The organism is Flavihumibacter sp. CACIAM 22H1 (genome assembly GCF_001601815.1).
In the GTDB taxonomy this organism is placed as follows: Bacteria; Bacteroidota; Bacteroidia; order Chitinophagales; family Chitinophagaceae; genus Flavihumibacter.
In genome coordinates this window covers 8,938-26,610 of sequence record NZ_LUKG01000072.1, presented here as the reverse complement: position 1 = coordinate 26,610, position 17,673 = coordinate 8,938, and the positions used below count along the sequence as shown (strand labels likewise).

General features: G+C 44.2%; 16 protein-coding genes. 7 read left to right on the top strand and 9 right to left on the bottom strand.

Features of this window, described 5'->3' with window-relative positions:
• The 5 genes from cobA to galK all read right to left on the bottom strand — a co-directional run.
• Positions 1-549: uroporphyrinogen-III C-methyltransferase (cobA, locus tag A1D16_RS16890; RefSeq protein ID WP_290711650.1), on the bottom strand; the 549-nt coding region annotated here is incomplete at its 3' end.
• A 1-nt stretch (position 550) separates the two neighbouring features.
• Positions 551-2,260 (bottom strand): NADPH-dependent assimilatory sulfite reductase hemoprotein subunit, encoded by a 1,710-nt coding sequence (locus A1D16_RS16885; protein WP_290711648.1) that lies wholly within the window; start codon positions 2,258-2,260, stop codon positions 551-553.
• 69 nt (positions 2,261-2,329) lie between these two features.
• Complete coding sequence (locus tag A1D16_RS16880) at positions 2,330-4,195, bottom strand: assimilatory sulfite reductase (NADPH) flavoprotein subunit (protein WP_290711646.1); 1,866 nt, start codon at positions 4,193-4,195, stop codon at positions 2,330-2,332.
• A gap of 174 nt (positions 4,196-4,369) precedes the next feature.
• The gene (locus A1D16_RS16875) at positions 4,370-4,816 is read right to left on the bottom strand and encodes an Rrf2 family transcriptional regulator (RefSeq protein ID WP_290711644.1); all 447 of its coding nucleotides are present in this window, start codon (positions 4,814-4,816) and stop codon (positions 4,370-4,372) included.
• A gap of 32 nt (positions 4,817-4,848) precedes the next feature.
• Positions 4,849-6,051 (bottom strand): galactokinase, encoded by a 1,203-nt coding sequence (gene galK, locus A1D16_RS16870; RefSeq protein ID WP_290711642.1) that lies wholly within the window; start codon positions 6,049-6,051, stop codon positions 4,849-4,851.
• A 219-nt stretch (positions 6,052-6,270) separates the two neighbouring features.
• Here galK and A1D16_RS16865 point away from each other — a divergent pair, with 219 nt between their 5' ends.
• Positions 6,271-7,164 carry an AraC family transcriptional regulator gene (locus A1D16_RS16865; protein WP_290711640.1) on the top strand — a complete coding sequence of 298 codons (894 nt, stop codon included), beginning with the start codon at positions 6,271-6,273 and terminating at the stop codon, positions 7,162-7,164.
• 2 nt (positions 7,165-7,166) lie between these two features.
• On the opposite strand, the gene A1D16_RS16860 is transcribed toward A1D16_RS16865, so the two are convergent.
• On the bottom strand, positions 7,167-9,080 hold the full coding sequence (locus A1D16_RS16860) for a T9SS type A sorting domain-containing protein (protein WP_290711638.1): 1,914 nt from the start codon (positions 9,078-9,080) through the stop codon (positions 7,167-7,169).
• A 522-nt stretch (positions 9,081-9,602) separates the two neighbouring features.
• On the opposite strand from A1D16_RS16860, the gene A1D16_RS16855 reads away from it, so the two are divergent.
• The 6 genes from A1D16_RS16855 to A1D16_RS16830 all read left to right on the top strand — a co-directional run bounded on the left by A1D16_RS16855 (position 9,603) and on the right by A1D16_RS16830 (position 16,641).
• A complete protein-coding gene (locus A1D16_RS16855; protein ID WP_290711636.1) occupies positions 9,603-10,076 on the top strand; it encodes a hypothetical protein in 474 nt (157 codons plus the stop codon).
• Between the two features lie 9 nt (positions 10,077-10,085).
• The gene (locus A1D16_RS16850; RefSeq protein ID WP_290711634.1) at positions 10,086-13,745 is read left to right on the top strand and encodes a PKD domain-containing protein; all 3,660 of its coding nucleotides are present in this window, start codon (positions 10,086-10,088) and stop codon (positions 13,743-13,745) included.
• Positions 13,746-13,771: 26 nt separating this feature from the next.
• Complete coding sequence (locus A1D16_RS16845) at positions 13,772-14,764, top strand: PorP/SprF family type IX secretion system membrane protein (protein ID WP_290711632.1); 993 nt, start codon at positions 13,772-13,774, stop codon at positions 14,762-14,764.
• Positions 14,765-14,866: 102 nt separating this feature from the next.
• A complete protein-coding gene (locus A1D16_RS16840) occupies positions 14,867-15,373 on the top strand; it encodes a pyridoxamine 5'-phosphate oxidase family protein (RefSeq protein WP_290711630.1) in 507 nt (168 codons plus the stop codon).
• Positions 15,374-15,482: 109 nt separating this feature from the next.
• Positions 15,483-16,127: a dihydrofolate reductase family protein gene (locus A1D16_RS16835; protein ID WP_290711628.1), complete on the top strand. Its 645-nt coding sequence runs from the start codon at positions 15,483-15,485 to the stop codon at positions 16,125-16,127.
• A gap of 10 nt (positions 16,128-16,137) precedes the next feature.
• Complete coding sequence (locus A1D16_RS16830) at positions 16,138-16,641, top strand: DinB family protein (protein WP_290711626.1); 504 nt, start codon at positions 16,138-16,140, stop codon at positions 16,639-16,641.
• An 8-nt stretch (positions 16,642-16,649) separates the two neighbouring features.
• Here A1D16_RS16830 and A1D16_RS16825 read toward each other — a convergent pair whose 3' ends face one another.
• The 3 genes from A1D16_RS16825 to A1D16_RS16815 form a co-directional block, all read right to left on the bottom strand.
• The gene (locus tag A1D16_RS16825) at positions 16,650-17,027 is read right to left on the bottom strand and encodes a hypothetical protein (RefSeq protein ID WP_290711624.1); all 378 of its coding nucleotides are present in this window, start codon (positions 17,025-17,027) and stop codon (positions 16,650-16,652) included.
• 15 nt (positions 17,028-17,042) lie between these two features.
• On the bottom strand, positions 17,043-17,468 hold the full coding sequence (locus A1D16_RS16820) for a DUF6326 family protein (protein ID WP_290711622.1): 426 nt from the start codon (positions 17,466-17,468) through the stop codon (positions 17,043-17,045).
• On the bottom strand, positions 17,455-17,673 hold a 219-nt coding region (locus A1D16_RS16815; protein ID WP_290711620.1), incomplete at its 5' end, for a DUF4386 domain-containing protein. The genes A1D16_RS16820 and A1D16_RS16815, both read right to left, overlap by 14 nt.

The window sequence follows — 17,673 nt, the reverse complement described above, 5'->3', positions numbered from 1 at the left end:
ATTTTTAACCCCCATGTAAAAAACAATGGTTCCCTCAAAACCAGCCAGCATCTCCCAATCGAAATTGAGTCCGGTTTTTGCCCCTTTTTTTGTATGGCCGGTAACAAAAAGTACCATTTGTGAAGCGTCGCGATGGGTCATAGGAATTCCGCTGTAAGCCCCTGCAGCAAGTGCGCTGGTTACCCCCGGCACAATTTCAAATTCGATTCCATGTTTCTTCAGGAAACAGGCTTCTTCTGCTCCCCTGCCGAAAATCATGGGATCTCCCCCTTTTAAGCGAACTACCTGTTTGCCTTCTGCTGCCTGGTCAACCAGCCATTGATTAATGGTTTCCTGCGTGATGACAGAGCAATAGGGCAATTTGCCAACAAAAATTTTTTCAGCCCCCGGTTTAGCCCAATCCAGTAAGGCAGCATTGATCAGGTTATCATACAAAATAACATCTGCCTGCTCAATAACGGCTTTGGCACGCAGGGTAAGCAGGTTGATATCACCGGGTCCTGCCCCCGTGATATATACTTTACCGGATGGTTGATTTACAGGTTTCATGTTATGCTAAATGATAGTCCGCTTTAGTATGCTGATGGCGGATAATTTCCTTTCTAACCAGGAAATCGCCAAAATGCTCATCGGGATTTCTTTCTGCCGCATATTTTGCCAAAAGAGGATCCAGGTAGTCCAGAATTTCTTCTTCGCTCAGTGCTTCCTTATCCAATACATTTAACCGGTCGCCATTGAATGAGGCGCCGAGGTAAAGATTGTATTTTCCAGGTGCCCGGCCTACAAACCCGATTTCTCCCAGGTAAGGCCTTCCGCAGCCATTGGGGCAGCCGGTCATACGAATGGTAATGGGCTGTTCTCCGATTCCGTATTTTACCAGGATGGCATGAATTTTAGTGATCAGAGAGGGCAGGTAGCGTTCACCTTCTGCGTTGGCAAGCGGACATAAATTAAGGGCCACACAGGCAATTGAGTGCTGATGAAGTGGCGTAACCTGCTGGTGAGCCGCCAGTCCGTATTGTTCTAATAAAGCCTGCACCTTGGGTTTCAGCGCCTCGGTAACATTCCCGATAACCACATTCTGGTTACCGGTTAGCCGAAAATCACCTCCTTCCAATAGTTCAGCAATTGCCCGTAACCCTTTCCTGAGTTGAAACTGCTCGGTATCCTTTACCCGGCCACCCTCTATATAAAGAGTATTGAACCAGTTGCCATTGGCGCCTTTTACCCAGCCAAAGCTGTCTCCGTTAGTGGTGAATTCAAATGGGCGGGCAGGCTCCAGGTCATACCCCAGCCGTTTATTAAGTTCAGTTTTTACAAAATCAAGTCCTTCCCGGGCCACGGTATATTTAAAGCGGGATAGTTTTCTGTTTTCGCGGTTGCCATAATCCCGCTGAATGGTGAGTAGTTTTTCACAAACATTTACCGCTTCCTGTACAGGTGCATAGCCGATAAGGTTACCCAATCGTGGATAGGTGCTTTCATCGCCAAAGGTCATTCCCATACCACCGCCCACCGTAAAATTAAAGCCGGCTAGTTGGCCATTTTCCTCTATTGCAATAAGACCGATATCGTGGGCATATACGTCGGTATCATTATAAGGCGGAATGGCAAAGGTTATTTTAAATTTCCTGGGCAGGTAGGTTTTTCCGTAAATCGGTTCTTCTTCAATTGGTTCAACGGGGCCTGCTACCTGCTCGTCATTTACCCATATTTTATAATAGGCCGTTGTTTTGGGAGTCAGGTGAGCACTTACCTCAGCGGCCACCTGCTGCACTGCGTCGTGGATACCCGACGTATACGGGTTCACGGTACACATAACATTCCGGTTTACATCGCCACAAGCAGCAATGGAATCCATCAGGGAATCATTGATTTCCTTGATGGTAGGTTTTAAATTGTGCTTAAGGATACCGTGCAGTTCAAATGCCTGCCGCGTGGTTAGCTTGAGGGTGGGCATTCCGTATTTGGTAGCCAGGTCATCCATCGTTATCCATTGCGATGCAGTGGCAACCCCACCTGGTACGCGAATCCGGATCATAAAGGAGTAGAGAGGTTCCAGCTTCTGGGCTTTCCGCTCTTTATCCAGTTCGCGGTCGCTTTGTACATAACTTCCGTGGAACTTGATCAGTTGCTGGTCCTGTGCATAGAGATTACCGGTAATTTCGTCCTTCAGGCTATCCTGAATGGTTCCTTCCAGAAACTTACTTCTCTCTTTAATATGTTCTACTTCACTCAGCTTTGATTTATCCTGGTTCATTTGCGGATCTATAGTTTAATAGGTGAGCTTTGAATGTTCGCTTTTATAATACCGTCGACAGGGTTGGGCTTAATAAGTGTCTTCCTGGTACCTGCCTGATTTTACCAGTTGTTTTACATAGTCTGTTGCAGCTTCCAGCTCCATTTTTCCCTGCTCCTGTACAATCTGTATCAGGCTTTGTTTTACGTCTTTTGCCATTCTTTTCGCATCTCCGCACACATAAAAATGAGCGCCTTCCTGCAGCCATTGATACAGGTCTGCCGCATTTTGTTGCATCCTGTGCTGTACATATATTTTCTGCGCTGTATCGCGGGAAAAAGCAGTATTCATGCGGGTCAATACGCCCTGTTTGAGATAACGCTGCCATTCTATCTGGTAAAGAAAATCTGTCGTAAAATGCTGATCTCCGAAGAACAGCCAGTTTTTACCGGATGCTCCGGTTTCAGCCCGCTGCTCAACAAATGCGCGGAATGGCGCTATGCCGGTACCCGGACCCACCATAATAACCGGGGTTTCCTGGTTTTCCGGAAGCCGGAACGACTCATTGGTATCAATGAATACCGATACCAGCTGCCCTGGCTGTAATACATCGGCAATAAAATTCGATGCTACGCCCCGGTGTTCTCTTTTATTGGCTTCGTAAACTACCCGTCCTACGGTAAGGTGTACTTCTTCCGGATGGGCTTCGAGTGAACTGGCAATCGAATAAAGCCTTGGTTGAAGCGGTAAAAGAATTGCCGCAAACTGTTCTTCATTTATGGTAGCGGGAAACTGTTGCAACAGGTCCCATACATCACGCCCATAAACAAAGGAAGACAATGCCTGTTTGTCGGCCAGAATATTATTGAGCGCATGTGCATCAGCAGGATCGTTTACAAAAGCAGTATAGGCAGCCAGGAAAGAACCGCTGATGGTGGTCAGTTCGGCCTGCTTCTGCAGAAAATCAAACAGGGTGATTTCTGTATCCTTAAGCTGCAGTTTTGTAGCAGGATTAAATTGTTTATAGGCCAGCAGGCCTTCCACCAGGCTGGAATGGTTCTCTACCCAAATACCCAGGGTATCGCCGGGTTGATAACTGATTCCACTACCCTCCAGTGACAGTTCAAGATGGTAGGTTTCTTTTGCTGAACCTCGGCCATTCAATTGTATATTTTCCAAAACCGTTGCCTGAAAAGGATTTTTCCGACTGTATTTTACCGCTGTCTCCTGGAGTTTTCCGTTGCCATTGACTACCGTTGCGCCATTGGTTGTTATAATTGCCTGGCTGGTTGCGCCAAAACTTTCCTGAACTTTATTGATAACTGCTTCGATCCACGCTTCTGCCGTTTCTTCGTAATCCACATCTGCCTCATACCGATCGAGTATGCGGGTAGCTTTCAGTGCTTCCAGCCGGGTGTCAAAATCGCGTCCTGTTTGGCAATAGCTGGCATAACTTTTATCTCCCAGGGCAAGTACGGCAAACCGGGTATCCGGTAAGGCCGGTGCTTTGCGGGTATTGATGAAGGCGTGTAGATCTTCGGCTGCAGGCGGAGGGTCTCCTTCACCATGGGTACTAACCACTACCAATAACCATTTTTCTTCTTTCAACCGGTTGCCCTGGTAGGAGTTCATATCCTGCAATACAGCGGTAAATCCCCGGGCAATTAGTTTATCGTGCAGGTTTTTAGCAACTTTCTTGGAGTTACCGCTTTTGGAGCCGAACAAAACCGTTATGCTTTCCTTTACGGCCAGTGGTTCGGTGGTGATAGACTCCTGTGTAACCGGAATCCGGTTGATTAGCTGCAGTAATTGCTGATTGCTGTGTTGTAGTCCGGTTAAGTAACCTGCCAGCCATTGCAATTGTTGTGGGTTGAATTGCTGAATTATTTCCTGTACCTGCTTTTGTTCCTGGGAGGAAAATAAGTTACCGGGAAGGGTTACGCTCGCTATGCTCATATTCAGTGGTATTTTTTCGACTAAGCAGTTCCCATTAAACGAACAGGCTTTGCTAAGATTGTTTACCGATACAAAAATATAAACTAAATACGATAATTCCTATAGTTTTAATAGATGTTTTAGACAAACGAAAAATAACTGTTAAAAATTTATAAATCAATCATTTACGGATAATCAAATAACAAAATCAGTAGATCCCCGAAAATCATTTTCCATGAGGTGTTGGAGTGATTTGCCTTCGATCACCGCCAGTGTAGCGTCCCTTACTTCCAGGAAAATGAGGCGGATATTACAGGTAGCTTCCGGGTAAGGGCATAACCTGCAGGGCTCATAAAATTTTTTACTGACACAGGGTAATAAGGCAATCGGGCCGTCCATGAGCCGGAGAATGGTAACCATTGGTATTTCCTTGGGGGCTTTAAGCAAATAATAGCCCCCGTTTTTACCCGCCTTGCTTCCAAGAATACCGGCTTTCCTGAGTTCCAGCAGAATGGCTTCCAGGAATTTTGCCGGAATCTTTCTTTTCTCCGCAATCTGATTAATTGGAATAAACCCTTGCTGGTAATGTTCTCCCAGGTAGGTTAACGCATGGATGGCATATTGTGCTTTTGCAGATAACATAGATCTGGAAGCAAAATACTATTTCTTTTTTATTAGGAGGAAATAGTAGTGGTTCCGTTCGATAGCTGACATACAATAGGTGTTGGGCTATTTCCAAATTTCTGGAAATAGCTTTCCTGGATTCGATCCACCACTTCGTTAATAAATGCTTTACGAATAAGATTAATGGTACAGCCACCGAAGCCGCCTCCCATCATCCGGGCGCCGATAATAGCATGTTCAAGCCGGGCAAGATCTACCAGGTAGTCTAATTCAGGGCAGGAAACCTCGTACAACTTGCTAAGGCCTACATGCGACGCAAACATTTTTTTACCGAAGGAAACCAGGTCGTTCCTGCGCAGGGCTTCGCAACCAACCTGGAGACGGAGGTTTTCTTCCACCACGTATTTGCAGCGATTATAAACCAGGTCAGGAATCCGGTCTTTGAGGGTGTATTCGATCATGGCACGGTTGGCATCACGCAGGCTGTTAACATGCGGATACACTTTGCGCAGGGCTTTTACTCCCATGTCACATTGTTCTCTCCTAACATTGTACGCACTGCCGGCAAGTTGGTGTTTTACCTGCGAATCGAGTAACAAAATCGCGTATTGGTTTAATTCGAGGGGAATATATTCGTACTTGAGGCTCCGGCAGTCCAGTAGAATGGCTTTGTCTTTCATACCAAACATGCTGGCAAACTGGTCCATGATTCCGCACTGCACGCCCACAAAACGATTTTCGGCAGCCTGGGCCAGTTGCACCAATTGAATTTTTGTCAGTTTTAATCCAAGCAGATCGTTTACCGCACGGGCCAGTCCGCATTCTATGGCAGCCGAGGAGGATAAGCCCGCACCTGCCGGTATATCACCTCCAAAACAGATATCCAACCCGGGAATTGTTCCGGTTTCCCCTTCCAGTTCCTTTAGTACACCCAATAAATAATCCGGCCATTGAAGCGGCGATTTTTCCCAGTTACCAATGGCTCCCTGGTAAGTACTGTTCAGGTCGGCTGCAAAAATAGTTAGTTGCTGATCGGCCCGTTTCCGGATGGCCACATGTATATATTTATCTATTGCAGCCGGTAACACATAACCCAGGTTATAGTCTGTATGTTCGCCAATCAGGTTGATACGACCGGGTGAACTTACTACCAGCTCGGGCGTGGAGCCATACCGGGTGGAAAAGCACTGTACAACATTGGCAAGAGAAGACAGGGAGGCATTCGCCTTCGGTATACTCGTGGAAGGGGTCATGAATCGTTGATTGCTAGAACTTCCTAAATTAGGATAAACTGATTATATAGCCGGAAAAAAGAGTAGTTGCCCAAAATGGCCGATTTCACGGTCCTTCATTTATTTCTCATATTCTTCTTCAAATTTAACCAATATGTTAATTGATAGGTGAAAATTCAGTAAGTTGTGGGTGAATTTTAGAGAAGCATCTGTTTTTATTAACGCCTGATTGTTTGCAGCATGAAAATTTTACAAACTGAAATTGCACCGAAAATAAACAGCTTGTTTTCGGTAATGGAAAGAAAAGAATCTTTCTTCAGCGCTCCCCTGCATGTTCATCCGGAATATGAACTGGTGTATATTAAGGAAAGTTTCGGAAAAAGAATTGTTGGGAACCAGATCGAACGGTTTGAAGCGGGCGACATGGTATTAATAGGCCCGTCCCTGCCCCATATCTGGATCAATGACGACAGTTTTATAAATGGCCAGGCAGGTGGCGCCAGGGCAACTTCGATTGTTTTATATTTTCATCCCCAGCTTTTTGATTCCGGTTTGTTTGACTTACCGGAGGCTGAACATTTAAAGAATTTGTTGCGCCTTTCCAAACTGGGCATTTCCATAAAAAATGAAACCCGCGATAAAGTAGGTGAAAAAGTGGAAAAACTTTTACATGCCCAGGGGTTTCAGCGGATTTTATTATTGCTGGAAATTTTACACCTGCTGGCTGAATCGGCTGAACTGGCACAGATCAATGCCACGGAGTTATTGCACTATGAAAGTAAAAGTGAAAAAGACCGTCTTTGCGAGGTGTATCGATTCGTGCATGAAAATTTCCGATCCGATATTCAGCTGAAAGATGTTGCTAAACTCACCAATCTTACCCCGCAGAGCTTTTGTCGCCTCTTTAAAAAACGAAACAACCTGCATTTTGTAGAATACCTGAACCAGGTTCGGATCAGCAACTCCTGCCGCTTATTGTTAGATAGTGACTGGACGATTTCAGAAATTGCCTACAACTGTGGCTATAAAACCATTTCAAATTTCAATAAACTCTTTAAGGAAACCACCGGTTTGTCGCCCAAACGGTATCGTGAGCAGGCCATTGTACATGTTCCGCTCGAAGAAGCCAGTTGATTTTAAGGCACAATTACCAGTCGCTGGCTAAGTGATTCCTGCCCGTTGCCCGCTTTTGTATGGATGAGATAGGTTCCTGCCGACAATTCTGCAGAACTGATGCTGAAGCTATTCATTCCCGTTACCACGGCTTTATTAACCTGCTTCACCTGTTTTCCATTCATATCGAAGATGGCTACCGTAAGCAGATCTACGCCTACTGACCTGTATTGAACCTGTATGGGGGCATTCTTTCGGATAGGATTTGGATAAACAACCAGCAACTGCTCCTTTTCTGCACCAGCAGCCCTTACCTGAATGGTATTGCTGTAGAAAGCAGCGCCCGATACGGTGTGGGCCTTGACCCGGTAATAATGCGTTGGATGTGTTACCTGGTTATCCACGAAATTATATTGACTTGAATTCGGTGTATGCAGCACAGAAACTGGTTTAAAATTTATCCGGTCGGTACTACGTTCTACCTCATAGCGTAAAACTTCCGAATTTGTGGTATGCAGCCAGGTTAATTCAGGCGCTTTACCCGATTTTCCTTTTAACCGGATATCGTTTGTTGTAAGCAATTGGCTTACCAAAGAGCTAGCCGAGCTGAAGGTTTGCCGATTGCACAAGTCGGAAACCGTTACGGAAACTACAATGGTTTCTTCAGTAGTGGTGGAAGAGGGAGTAAACGTTACTGTTGAAGCGTTGGTGTTTGGCGAGAAACTTGCCCCTGAAGCAGTTGTACTCCATTGAATGGTGTACTCATTCAAGTTCATTTCCGGGGGTGTTTCCAGCGTTAATGTTACCGGGTTACCGGGCGCAATAGTGGAAGGAAGTCCTGATAGGTTGATTGTGTACCAGGCGTGTTTTTCGTTATTTGCGAAATAAGCAAAATTGAAAAAGGCGCGTTGCGCGGCAACTTTGTATTCAATGGTTCCGGATTTATTATGATCATGTCCGCCTTCATACATTACAAATCCCCTGTTCACATCATCATACGCTCTTCCGAAGGCTACCACCGCAGCCTGGCCGGGAGATTTAGAAGGCACATCAGCCTGGGTAGGATCATATACGCCTACTTTTACGCCCGGCCTCCAGGCACTTCCGGGTCGGGGAAGATAAATCTGTTCTGAGCCATTTACTACAGCATCATCCATTCTGCCCATAAATTGCATAACCGGTTCCGTATTGTGCACATAGGTATATGGGGGTGAACCATCGCCGTGCTGGTTATCCAGCAAGAGGCCATTGGTAGTAAGGAAATTCATTCTAACTCCGGCACCGGCATTGGATATGTTTTCCAGCACACTTACGGCATGACAGGCACTCCAGATATTGCCTTTATAATTCAGGTTCCAATAATACAGGTTATTGTGATTGGCCCAGGTTGGATCAGCGTGGGGTAAAACAAAGATATCGTCACAGGCAGCGAGCTGAGCAGGCGTTTTCCAACTGGAAGAACTGGGTCCTCCGTACGCTCCCGGGGGAATGGAAGCGTTGGTAAAATAAAAAAGCGCAATACTGCCTTTGTCTTTGTCCAGCGTCCATCTTGGTGCAAACCGAAGCGTTTTATAAACTGGTAATGTTACACTGCTAACCGTAGTTGCACCGATTACACCCCTACCCTGCCAGGTAGCAATGGCATTGTTTACCGCGGGTGTTCTGAATTCTGCAGGAATAATAAAAGCTCCTCCTTTATAATCAACACCATTATGTGTAAAATCAATACCATCTTTTGTCTTTGTTTCATTTATTACCCAAGCAACCGGAATTTTGTAGGTATTCAATAATTCATACACAAAACCATAAGGACGTAGTCCATTACTAAAGGTTTGCGGTGTTACCCCCATATTAATTATGTAAGAACCAGACGCAAATGTCTGATTGCTGGTTTGCGTATATGCCTGGTTGGTTGTTAGAAAAACGAACCCAAGCATAATTAGGTATATTTTACATTTAGTAGGGTACATAGTATAGAATTAAAAACAGCTAAGAACAATCTTTAGGTTTTCATAAGTGTATTCCTCTACAAAACTAATTTCCTGCAGTTTTAGTACAAGTAATTGGAGGTTTTTTAAATGAAACACCTGCTGATCGAAGAATACCGACGATTGATCGAAACTAATTTTTGTGCACGAGGTAAATAATAGTCAACAGCAGCGGGTTTGGCTACTATTACAGAGTCATCAAAATGCGCATTCTATTCTTCAATAAAAAACTCCCATTTTATCACTACTAACAGCCCTGTTTTTTAATATAAAAGCAAGTATACCTAGCCGTTAGTAAAAATTCTGTTTGATAAACATCAATATTTTTTAGGACAAGTACTATTTACACTTAGTGCTTTTATGCGTAAAATAAGAGTTTACAATTACTAAACTTTAGGGAACTACTTAGAGGCTTACATACAATTATTTCAGCGCATTTCTGTTAGTACAAATCTAAATACTCAAGCTACCATGAAAATTCACGCAAACCTTTTTCTAACAGCCTGTTTGTTGCTGTCTTCAGCACTTGCTTCCGCACAAACGAAAGGCTCCTGTTCCGGTACAGTATACCGATCAAAAAATCCATTATTACAGGAACAAGCCAGTACGCAATCATTGCAGGTGGCAGATGAGTCGGCCATGCCCGATCCTGTAAACTGGTCCTGTAAAAAGAGCATTGAACAGGTTTTAAAACAACAGGCAGGAACAGCCGCTTTCCAGGGACAATTGATGGTTAAAATTGATTGCAACGGGAAGGCGTCGAATGCTAAATTTCTTCAATCCAATAACCCCACACTCGCTACGCAGTTGATAGCCCTGATCAATGGAAGCACGGGTAATAAAATTGCGCAACAAAAAGGGAACGCTGTTTCAGCATTTACCATAGTACAACTGATTAGCATTGATGGCCAACTGCAATACAATCCATTATTCCATAACCAATAGACGATTCTTATGAAAAACCTCCTAAACCTATTAGTTTGCCTGGCTATTCTTACAATTTCCAGTACTACGCATGCGCAAAAACAGGGCAATTACTGGTATTTCGGAAATTTTGCCGGTTTAAACTTCAATACCAACCCTCCTACTCCACTCGACAACGGTATGCTTAATACACAGGAAGGTTGTGCTACGATCAGTGATGAAAATGGAAATTTATTGTTCTATACCGATGGTATAAAAGTGTTTAATAAAAACCATGCGATCATGAGCAACGGTAATAACCTCACGGGTGATCCCTCCAGTTCACAGTCGGGTATTATTGTTCCGGACCCTGGAAATGCAAACCGGTTTTATGTATTCACCGTATCAGCTTACAGTAATTCCAACCTGAGTTATTCTATAGTGGATATGACCCTTGATAACGGGTTGGGAAATGTTACTTCCACCAAAAATGTATCCATTCTTACCGGTACCGAAGAAACCGTAGCATCTGTTTTTGGCAATAACTTTTATTGGATTATCACCCATAAAAGAGGAACCAATAATTATTACGCGTACAAGCTTAGTTCTACTGGTTTGGATATTGCTAACCCGGTAATTACCTCTATTGGATTCACCACCACATCAAGCGGTGATATTGGACATATCAAAACCGATGTTACCGGAAATAAACTGGTACAAACTTTTTATATGGGAGGAGTTACTGAAGTATATGATTTTAACCGGGTAACCGGGGTTTTGTCAAATGTCAGAAAGCTTACCGTAGCATCTTCCTATGGAGTTGAATTTTCGCCAAATGGCAAATTGTTGTATGTGCACGGTTTTGGAGCAGGAACCTACCAGTTTAACCTGGAAGCAGGTTCCGGTTCAGCTGCTGATATTCAGAATTCGCGTGTAACCCTTAGTTCCGGGACTTCTGAAGGCGCTATACAAGTAGCCGTAAATGGTAAAATTTACCTGGCTAACTACAACCAGACTTCGTTGAGCGTAATCAATAATCCGAACGTGGTTGGTACCGGTTGTAATTATGTAAGAGGAGGGCTATCACTTGGAACCAAAAGATCAACGATTGGTTTACCGAATATCATTAGTTCCTTTGTATCAACGGGGCCTCCCATCCTTTCCTCGCCCATATCCTCTGCCATCGGAACAGCTAGTGCAACCATTGCGGCTACTGTAAATGGTGACGGTGGTGCTGCCATCTCTGAACGTGGCTTTTACTATGGCACCAGTCCTGCTCCTACCACTAACAAAACTACCGTTACAGGAACAACAGGTACCTTCACTACCAATATAACTGGTTTAAATCCAGGTACCACCTATTATTTCCGGGCCTATGCTATTAATGAAAACGGAACAACTTATACAGTAGATGGAAATTTTACGACTGAATCCGGCCCCACTATTCCGGTAGTTACAGCAGGTTTTACGATCAACGATAATACACAATGTGCAAGTGATAACAGCTTTAGTTTTACCAATACATCAACAACCAGTAGCGGCACCCTTTCTTATGCCTGGAACTTTGGAGATGGCAATACTTCCAACTTAAAAGATCCCCAGCATAGTTATACAACCCCTGGTTCGTATGACGTTCAGTTAACTGTTACAGAAACAGGAAGTGAAGAACAAAAAACAAGTATGGCAACCGTACAGGTATTTGCTGTACCTGCAACGGCCTTTTCTGTTAATACCGCGGCTCAGTGTTTAGCGGGCAACAGTTTTAGCTTTACGAATAGTTCTGCAATTAGTTCCGGTACACTTAGTTATAGTTGGACTTTTGGAGACGGTAACACAAGCACGTCAAAAGACCCGGTACACACGTATACGGTTGCAGGAAATTATACCGTAAAACTGGTGGCAAGCTCTAATTCAGGTTGTTCTGCTGAGATTACGCAATCTGTGACGGTTTATCCGAAACCAGCTTTAGCCTTTACAATTAATGACAATACACAGTGTGCCAGTGGAAACAGTTTTGTATTCACGAATACATCTACCGTTTCGACCGGAACCCTTTCTTATAGCTGGGATTTTGGCGATGGCAATACGGCTACTTCCATTAGTCCGACCCATGTTTATACCGTTCCCGGCACTTATACGGTTAAATTGAAAGCCGTATCGAATTCAGATTGTTCAGAGGAGATAGCTAAAGAAGTGGTTGTCTATGCAGAACCTACTGCTGCTTTTACCGTAAACAATAGCTTAGCTTGCCTTACCGGTAACAGCTTCCGTTTTACCAATAGCTCAACTGTCAGCACAGGAACTATCAGTTATAGCTGGAATTTCGGCGATGGCAACAGCAGTACGGCTACTAACCCGGTACATGAATATGCAGCAGCCGGAAACTATTCAGTTAAATTAGTAGTGAACACGGATAATGGTTGTTCGGCCGAGTTGATTAAAACAGTTACCGTTGCGCCAAAGCCACAGGCTGCATTCACCATTAATGAAAACAAACAATGTGTAAGTGGTAATGAATTCCGGTTCACCAATACCGCTACTATTACAGCCGGATCACTGACACAAATTTGGCAATTTGGAGATGGCAGTAGTTCAACTGAACGTAATCCGCAACACCAGTATGCTGCCGCCGGTACTTACCAGGTTAAACTAATCGTTACATCCAACGATAACTGTATTGATTCCATGGAGCAGGAAATCATAGTTGTGCCTATGCCTGAAGGAACGCTTGCGGCACCAGATGGACAGGTAATATGCGCGGGTAGCGTGCTTCCACTAGCCGCAAGCGGTGGTAGCAGTTACCAATGGTATGTAAACGGAGAGCTTATTGATGGAGCAACCGGTGCTTTGCTGGAAACTGATAAAGCCGGAGTTTATACAGTGCAGGTAGTTAATGAAAGTGGCTGTGCCAGCTTATTGGAAAATTCCATAGCAATGAGTCGCATTGAAAAACCTGTGGTAAATTTCGCCTTCGACAGCTATTGTAAGGACAAACCGGTCGTATTTACCAACTCATCCGATGTTTCAAAATCAGGTGAAGTACAGTACAAATGGTGGATCGCAGGAAATGAAACCGGCGCTGAGAAAAACTTTACGCATACCTTCTCTCAAACCGGTAGTCAGCAAATTAAACTGCTGGTTATTCCAGCCTTATGTGAAGATCTGCAGCAGGAAATCACCAAAGAGCTGACCATTGAAGCAGCCCCTAAAGCAGAACGGTACAAAGTGGTGGATGCTGTAAAAGGCAAGGACCTGGTATTGAAAGCAAGAAACCTGGATGCAGTTATAACCTGGTTACCGGCTGATAACCTCTCTAACCCGGCCAGTGTAAGTCCTACATTGAAACCAGCTAAAGAACAGGAGTATAAGATTCAGTATCGGTTTGCATCTGGTTGTACCACCGTTGATTCTCAACTGGTTCGCATTTTTGATGCAGAAAACATTTTTGTACCCAAGGCCTTTACTCCCAATGGCGACGGTCGGAATGATATGCTGAAACCCATGTTGGTGGGAATGCGTCAAATCAATTATTTCCGGGTATACAATCGGTGGGGCAACCTGGTTTTTGAAAGCCGTACAGCCAATGCCGGCTGGGATGGCCGGTATAAAGGAGTGCTTCAACCAATGGAAACCTATGTATGGGTAGTGGAAGGAATAACGGATGGCGGTAAAACCATCCGCAGTACTGGAAACACTACACTGATTCGTTAGTACCATCAATTTTAAAACCAATTACAATGAAAAAACTTCTCATATTCTCACTATGTCTTTCACTGGGCAAAGCCTATGCTCAAGACCCTCACTATTCTCAATTTTTTGCGAATCCACTGACCCTGAACCCGGCATTGACCGGGTCGGGCGAAGCTGATGGCAGGTTGTCGGCTAATTTCCGGAATACCTGGATCGGCAGTGCTTCTCCCTTCAGTACAGGTCTTCTAGGATTTGATAAGGCTGTACTGCAGAATAAATTACAATCTGTTGACAAACTGGGGGTAGGCGGCTTTGCCATGTACGACCAGTCTAACGGCGGAGCCCTAAAATCTACCGCATTAGCACTCTCCTTTGCCTATCTTAAAGGCTTAAATGAAGCCGGCACCAGTAGCCTGAGTGTGGGATTCCAGGCTTCCTATGCCAATAAGCGCCTTGATTATAGCAAGCTGAGCTTTGAGGACCAGTTCGGAAGCGGCGGTTTCAATGAAGGAATTCCATCAGGCGATGCTGGATTGAGTAATAGCAGGTCCTACGCTGATTTCAATGTTGGAATGGCCTATCATTTCAAAAAAGAAAAATTGAAAGCAACAGTTGGTGCTACCCTAAATCATTTGTTTGCGCCAACAGACTATATGTGGGATAACCTGAGCCGGAAGCGCCGGGTGACTATTCATACAGGCGGACAATATGAGCTAAGTCCCGAGGGCAGTATTGAATGGAATGCCATTTATCAAACCAAGGGGAAAGCGTCTGAGCTGGCATTTGGCGGTGCCTATGGCATTAAAATGAATGCACAGGATCCGGATGCTATACAGCTGTGGTTAGGGGGGTATTACCGGGTAGATGATGCTCTTTATCCTTACCTGGCGGTGGATTACAAAAATGTTAGAGCGGGTTTGAGCTATGACGTAACGGTGTCTAGCATGAAGGCAGCAGCATCCAGCAGAAGGAGTATTGAGTTTTCTGTGCTTATTGGATTTGCCAAGAAAAAAGTAGAGGAAAAACCCGCTGCAGAATAGGCGCACTACCAGGAATTTGTTTAGAGCCTGCACGTATGTTGCAGGCTCTTTTGCATTCCGGTGGCATCATCTTTGAAAATGACCGCTATAAACACTACTATCATGAGCACAGAAAATTTAATAAACCAGGAGGCCATCGACAAATTAAGGGAAATGGTAGACGGAATAGATATTGGAATGCTGGGAACCTATTCGCACAATAACCCGTTTATTCATGCGGTTCCTATGAGCCGGCAGGAAATTGACGAACAGGGTACAATCTGGTTTTTATTTTCCTCATCCAGTGAAACGTTTACCCATTTACAAGCTGATTCGAGAGTAAGTCTTTTATATGCCGATATAAAAGGCTATAATTTTTTAAGTGTTAATGGGGTTGCAACAATTTCTAAAGATCCGGCCAGGATTGAAAAATACTGGAATAAATGGGTAGAAGCCTGGTTCGAGAAAGGGAAAGAAGATCCCCATATCCGTGTATTACAGGTAAAGCCGGTAGAAGCCCATTATTGGGATAATAAAACGAATAAGTTGGTCAGCTTGGTGAAATTAGCTGCCAGCGCGCTCACCGGTGCTAAACTGGATATCGGCCGGCAGGGAAATTTGAGCTTATAAGTAGGACCAGCCTGGTACTCTTCCCTTTTTGTCGCATTCTACCCCATTTTGCTTATTAATTATGCTGAAATTAGTTGTGTAAATTAGACAACAATAAACTAGCTGAACAATGAGCAAGGTAAAAGTAGCCGCATTTTCCGTGTCGCTGGATGGATTTGGAGCTGGTGCCGACCAAAGTCTGGAGCATCCATTGGGCATCAGGGGGGGCGAATTGCACGAATGGTTTTATCCTACCCAACGATTTCAGGCTATGATTGGGAAAACCGGGGGCAGTTCGGGAATCGACAATGAATTTGCTGAACGGTCTTTCGATAATATAGGGGCCTGGATTTTAGGAAGGAATATGTTTGGCCCGATTCGTGGCCCCTGGCTCAATGACGAGTGGAAGGGATGGTGGGGCGATACGCCTCCCTACCAGGTACCGGTATTTGTGTTAACCAATCACCCCAGAGAGCCGATTGTTATGAAGGGAGGAACCGTGTTTTATTTTATCACTGATGGTATAGAGGCTGCTCTGGAACAAGCCCGAAAAGCAGCCAATGGAAAAGATATCCGCATTGGTGGAGGTGTATCGACCATACGGCAATTCCTGGAAAAAGATTTGATCGATGAATTACACCTTGCGTATTCGCCTGTATTTCTTGGCACCGGAGAAAATTTATTAGCCGGCATCGACCTGCCAAAAATGGGTTTTACAACTAGCAAAACGGTCTTTGGAAATGGCGCCGTACATGTACTTCTTACCAAAAAATAAAAACCATTGTATGATAGTAGCCGCCTTGCAACAGGAATTTGAAATGGAGGTGAACAGTACCCGGAAATTACTACAGGCTGTTCCGGAAAATGAGTTGAATTATAAACCTTCTGACATTTCATGGACAATGGGTGAACTGGCCCAACATATTGCCACTATTTATTATTGGTATGCTGGTACCATTACGCAGGATGTGTACGATATGGCAGCTGATCACCTGGAGCGGGGATCGCCTGCTGACCTGGAAGCCACCCTGGATTTATTTGAGCGAAATGTAGTGCAAGCAAGGGCAGCCCTGGCTGGTTTAACGGAAGAAAAATTAAACACGAACTGGACGATGAAACTGGGCGATAAAACCATACTGGGTCCTATGCCGAGAGGAATAGTAGCCCGTGGATTTTTGTTTAATCATATTTATCACCACCGGGGTGAATTAATTGTTTATCTCCGCGCTACCGGGCACAAAGTACCCGGTTTGTATGGTCCAACATACGAAGAATCAAATAGGAAATAAAGTGCTGCTCACGGAAATGTGTAGGATATGGCCGAATTGGGAGATGTATAGGACTGCGATTTTACTACCTGGTTATTTACCAAGATTTCCAATTTTACCGTTTGAGCCGGATTTACAAAATATCCGAGGGTTATAATATCGTACTTATTAACTGTTTTGGAGATGGATTTGGAGAAGGGCAAAGATGGGTTGTCAACAGTGGTCTGGCCTCCTGATTCGTTATCATAGGTTATTAATACCAGGCTATTGGCAGTGGTACTACTAACTTTGTAGGTAATGGTAACGGCTTTAGGATAAGTAGAATTTTCGCCAGTGGAAGATTTTTTGCAGGAGATAGCAACCGGGAAAATTAGCGCAAAAGCAATGATGTAATTGATTCGTTTCATTTGTTTTGTTTTAAGTTATTTTATTTTTTTAGGCCAGTTCCAGGCCTTCCAGACTACGATGCAGGTAAAACCACTTTCCAAAAATGACAGCATTACATAAAATAATTTCCATTCGGTGAACGATGAAATCCCTACCATTAAAGTAACCAGGGTAAGCAAGGTTCCGATTGCACAGTTTAACACCCGATTCCACACCGGTTTCAGGGCTAGCGACAGAAAAATCATCAAAGAAGGAATGGCTAATAGAATAGTTGCAGCCAATAATCTATAAGGGGTATTTAATAGGTTCTGTCCATTCAATAAGCCTTCAACTTTTCCTGGTACATATAGTTCAAAATAATCGCCGTAGATATAAAGAAACATAACGGACGACCAAAGAGCAGCCAGTTTCAGTTTTATATGGACGGTGAAATCTTCGTACTGTAGTTTAGTTGTTTCCATAATTATTTCTTTTTAAACCCAAATAAAGCAGCCAGCCGCAGGTGCTTAGTTCTGCTATGGCAGGCAGCATACTTATATATTTACGAACGCCTATCTGGGAGTAATTGTCGAACAAGGTATTGCCGGTAAAGTTTATCAGGTAGCCAATGCAACCCGCAATCAATAAAGCCCCTAGCGTTTTTGGCATAAAACCAGACCTGTGCAC

Excerpts from the sequence above, each read along its gene's own strand:
- A1D16_RS16885 (WP_290711648.1), bottom strand. The coding sequence starts at position 2,260 with ATGAACCAGGATAAATCAAAGCTGAGTGAAGTAGAACATATTAAAGAG.
- A1D16_RS16880 (WP_290711646.1), bottom strand. The coding sequence starts at position 4,195 with ATGAGCATAGCGAGCGTAACCCTTCCCGGTAACTTATTTTCCTCCCAG.
- A1D16_RS16875 (WP_290711644.1), bottom strand. The coding sequence starts at position 4,816 with ATGTTATCTGCAAAAGCACAATATGCCATCCATGCGTTAACCTACCTG.
- galK (WP_290711642.1), bottom strand. The coding sequence starts at position 6,051 with ATGACCCCTTCCACGAGTATACCGAAGGCGAATGCCTCCCTGTCTTCT.
- A1D16_RS16865 (WP_290711640.1), top strand. The coding sequence starts at position 6,271 with ATGAAAATTTTACAAACTGAAATTGCACCGAAAATAAACAGCTTGTTT.
- A1D16_RS16860 (WP_290711638.1), bottom strand. The coding sequence starts at position 9,080 with ATGCTTGGGTTCGTTTTTCTAACAACCAACCAGGCATATACGCAAACC.
- A1D16_RS16855 (WP_290711636.1), top strand. The coding sequence starts at position 9,603 with ATGAAAATTCACGCAAACCTTTTTCTAACAGCCTGTTTGTTGCTGTCT.
- A1D16_RS16850 (WP_290711634.1), top strand. The coding sequence starts at position 10,086 with ATGAAAAACCTCCTAAACCTATTAGTTTGCCTGGCTATTCTTACAATT.
- A1D16_RS16845 (WP_290711632.1), top strand. The coding sequence starts at position 13,772 with ATGAAAAAACTTCTCATATTCTCACTATGTCTTTCACTGGGCAAAGCC.
- A1D16_RS16840 (WP_290711630.1), top strand. The coding sequence starts at position 14,867 with ATGAGCACAGAAAATTTAATAAACCAGGAGGCCATCGACAAATTAAGG.
- A1D16_RS16835 (WP_290711628.1), top strand. The coding sequence starts at position 15,483 with ATGAGCAAGGTAAAAGTAGCCGCATTTTCCGTGTCGCTGGATGGATTT.
- A1D16_RS16830 (WP_290711626.1), top strand. The coding sequence starts at position 16,138 with ATGATAGTAGCCGCCTTGCAACAGGAATTTGAAATGGAGGTGAACAGT.
- A1D16_RS16825 (WP_290711624.1), bottom strand. The coding sequence starts at position 17,027 with ATGAAACGAATCAATTACATCATTGCTTTTGCGCTAATTTTCCCGGTT.
- A1D16_RS16820 (WP_290711622.1), bottom strand. The coding sequence starts at position 17,468 with ATGGAAACAACTAAACTACAGTACGAAGATTTCACCGTCCATATAAAA.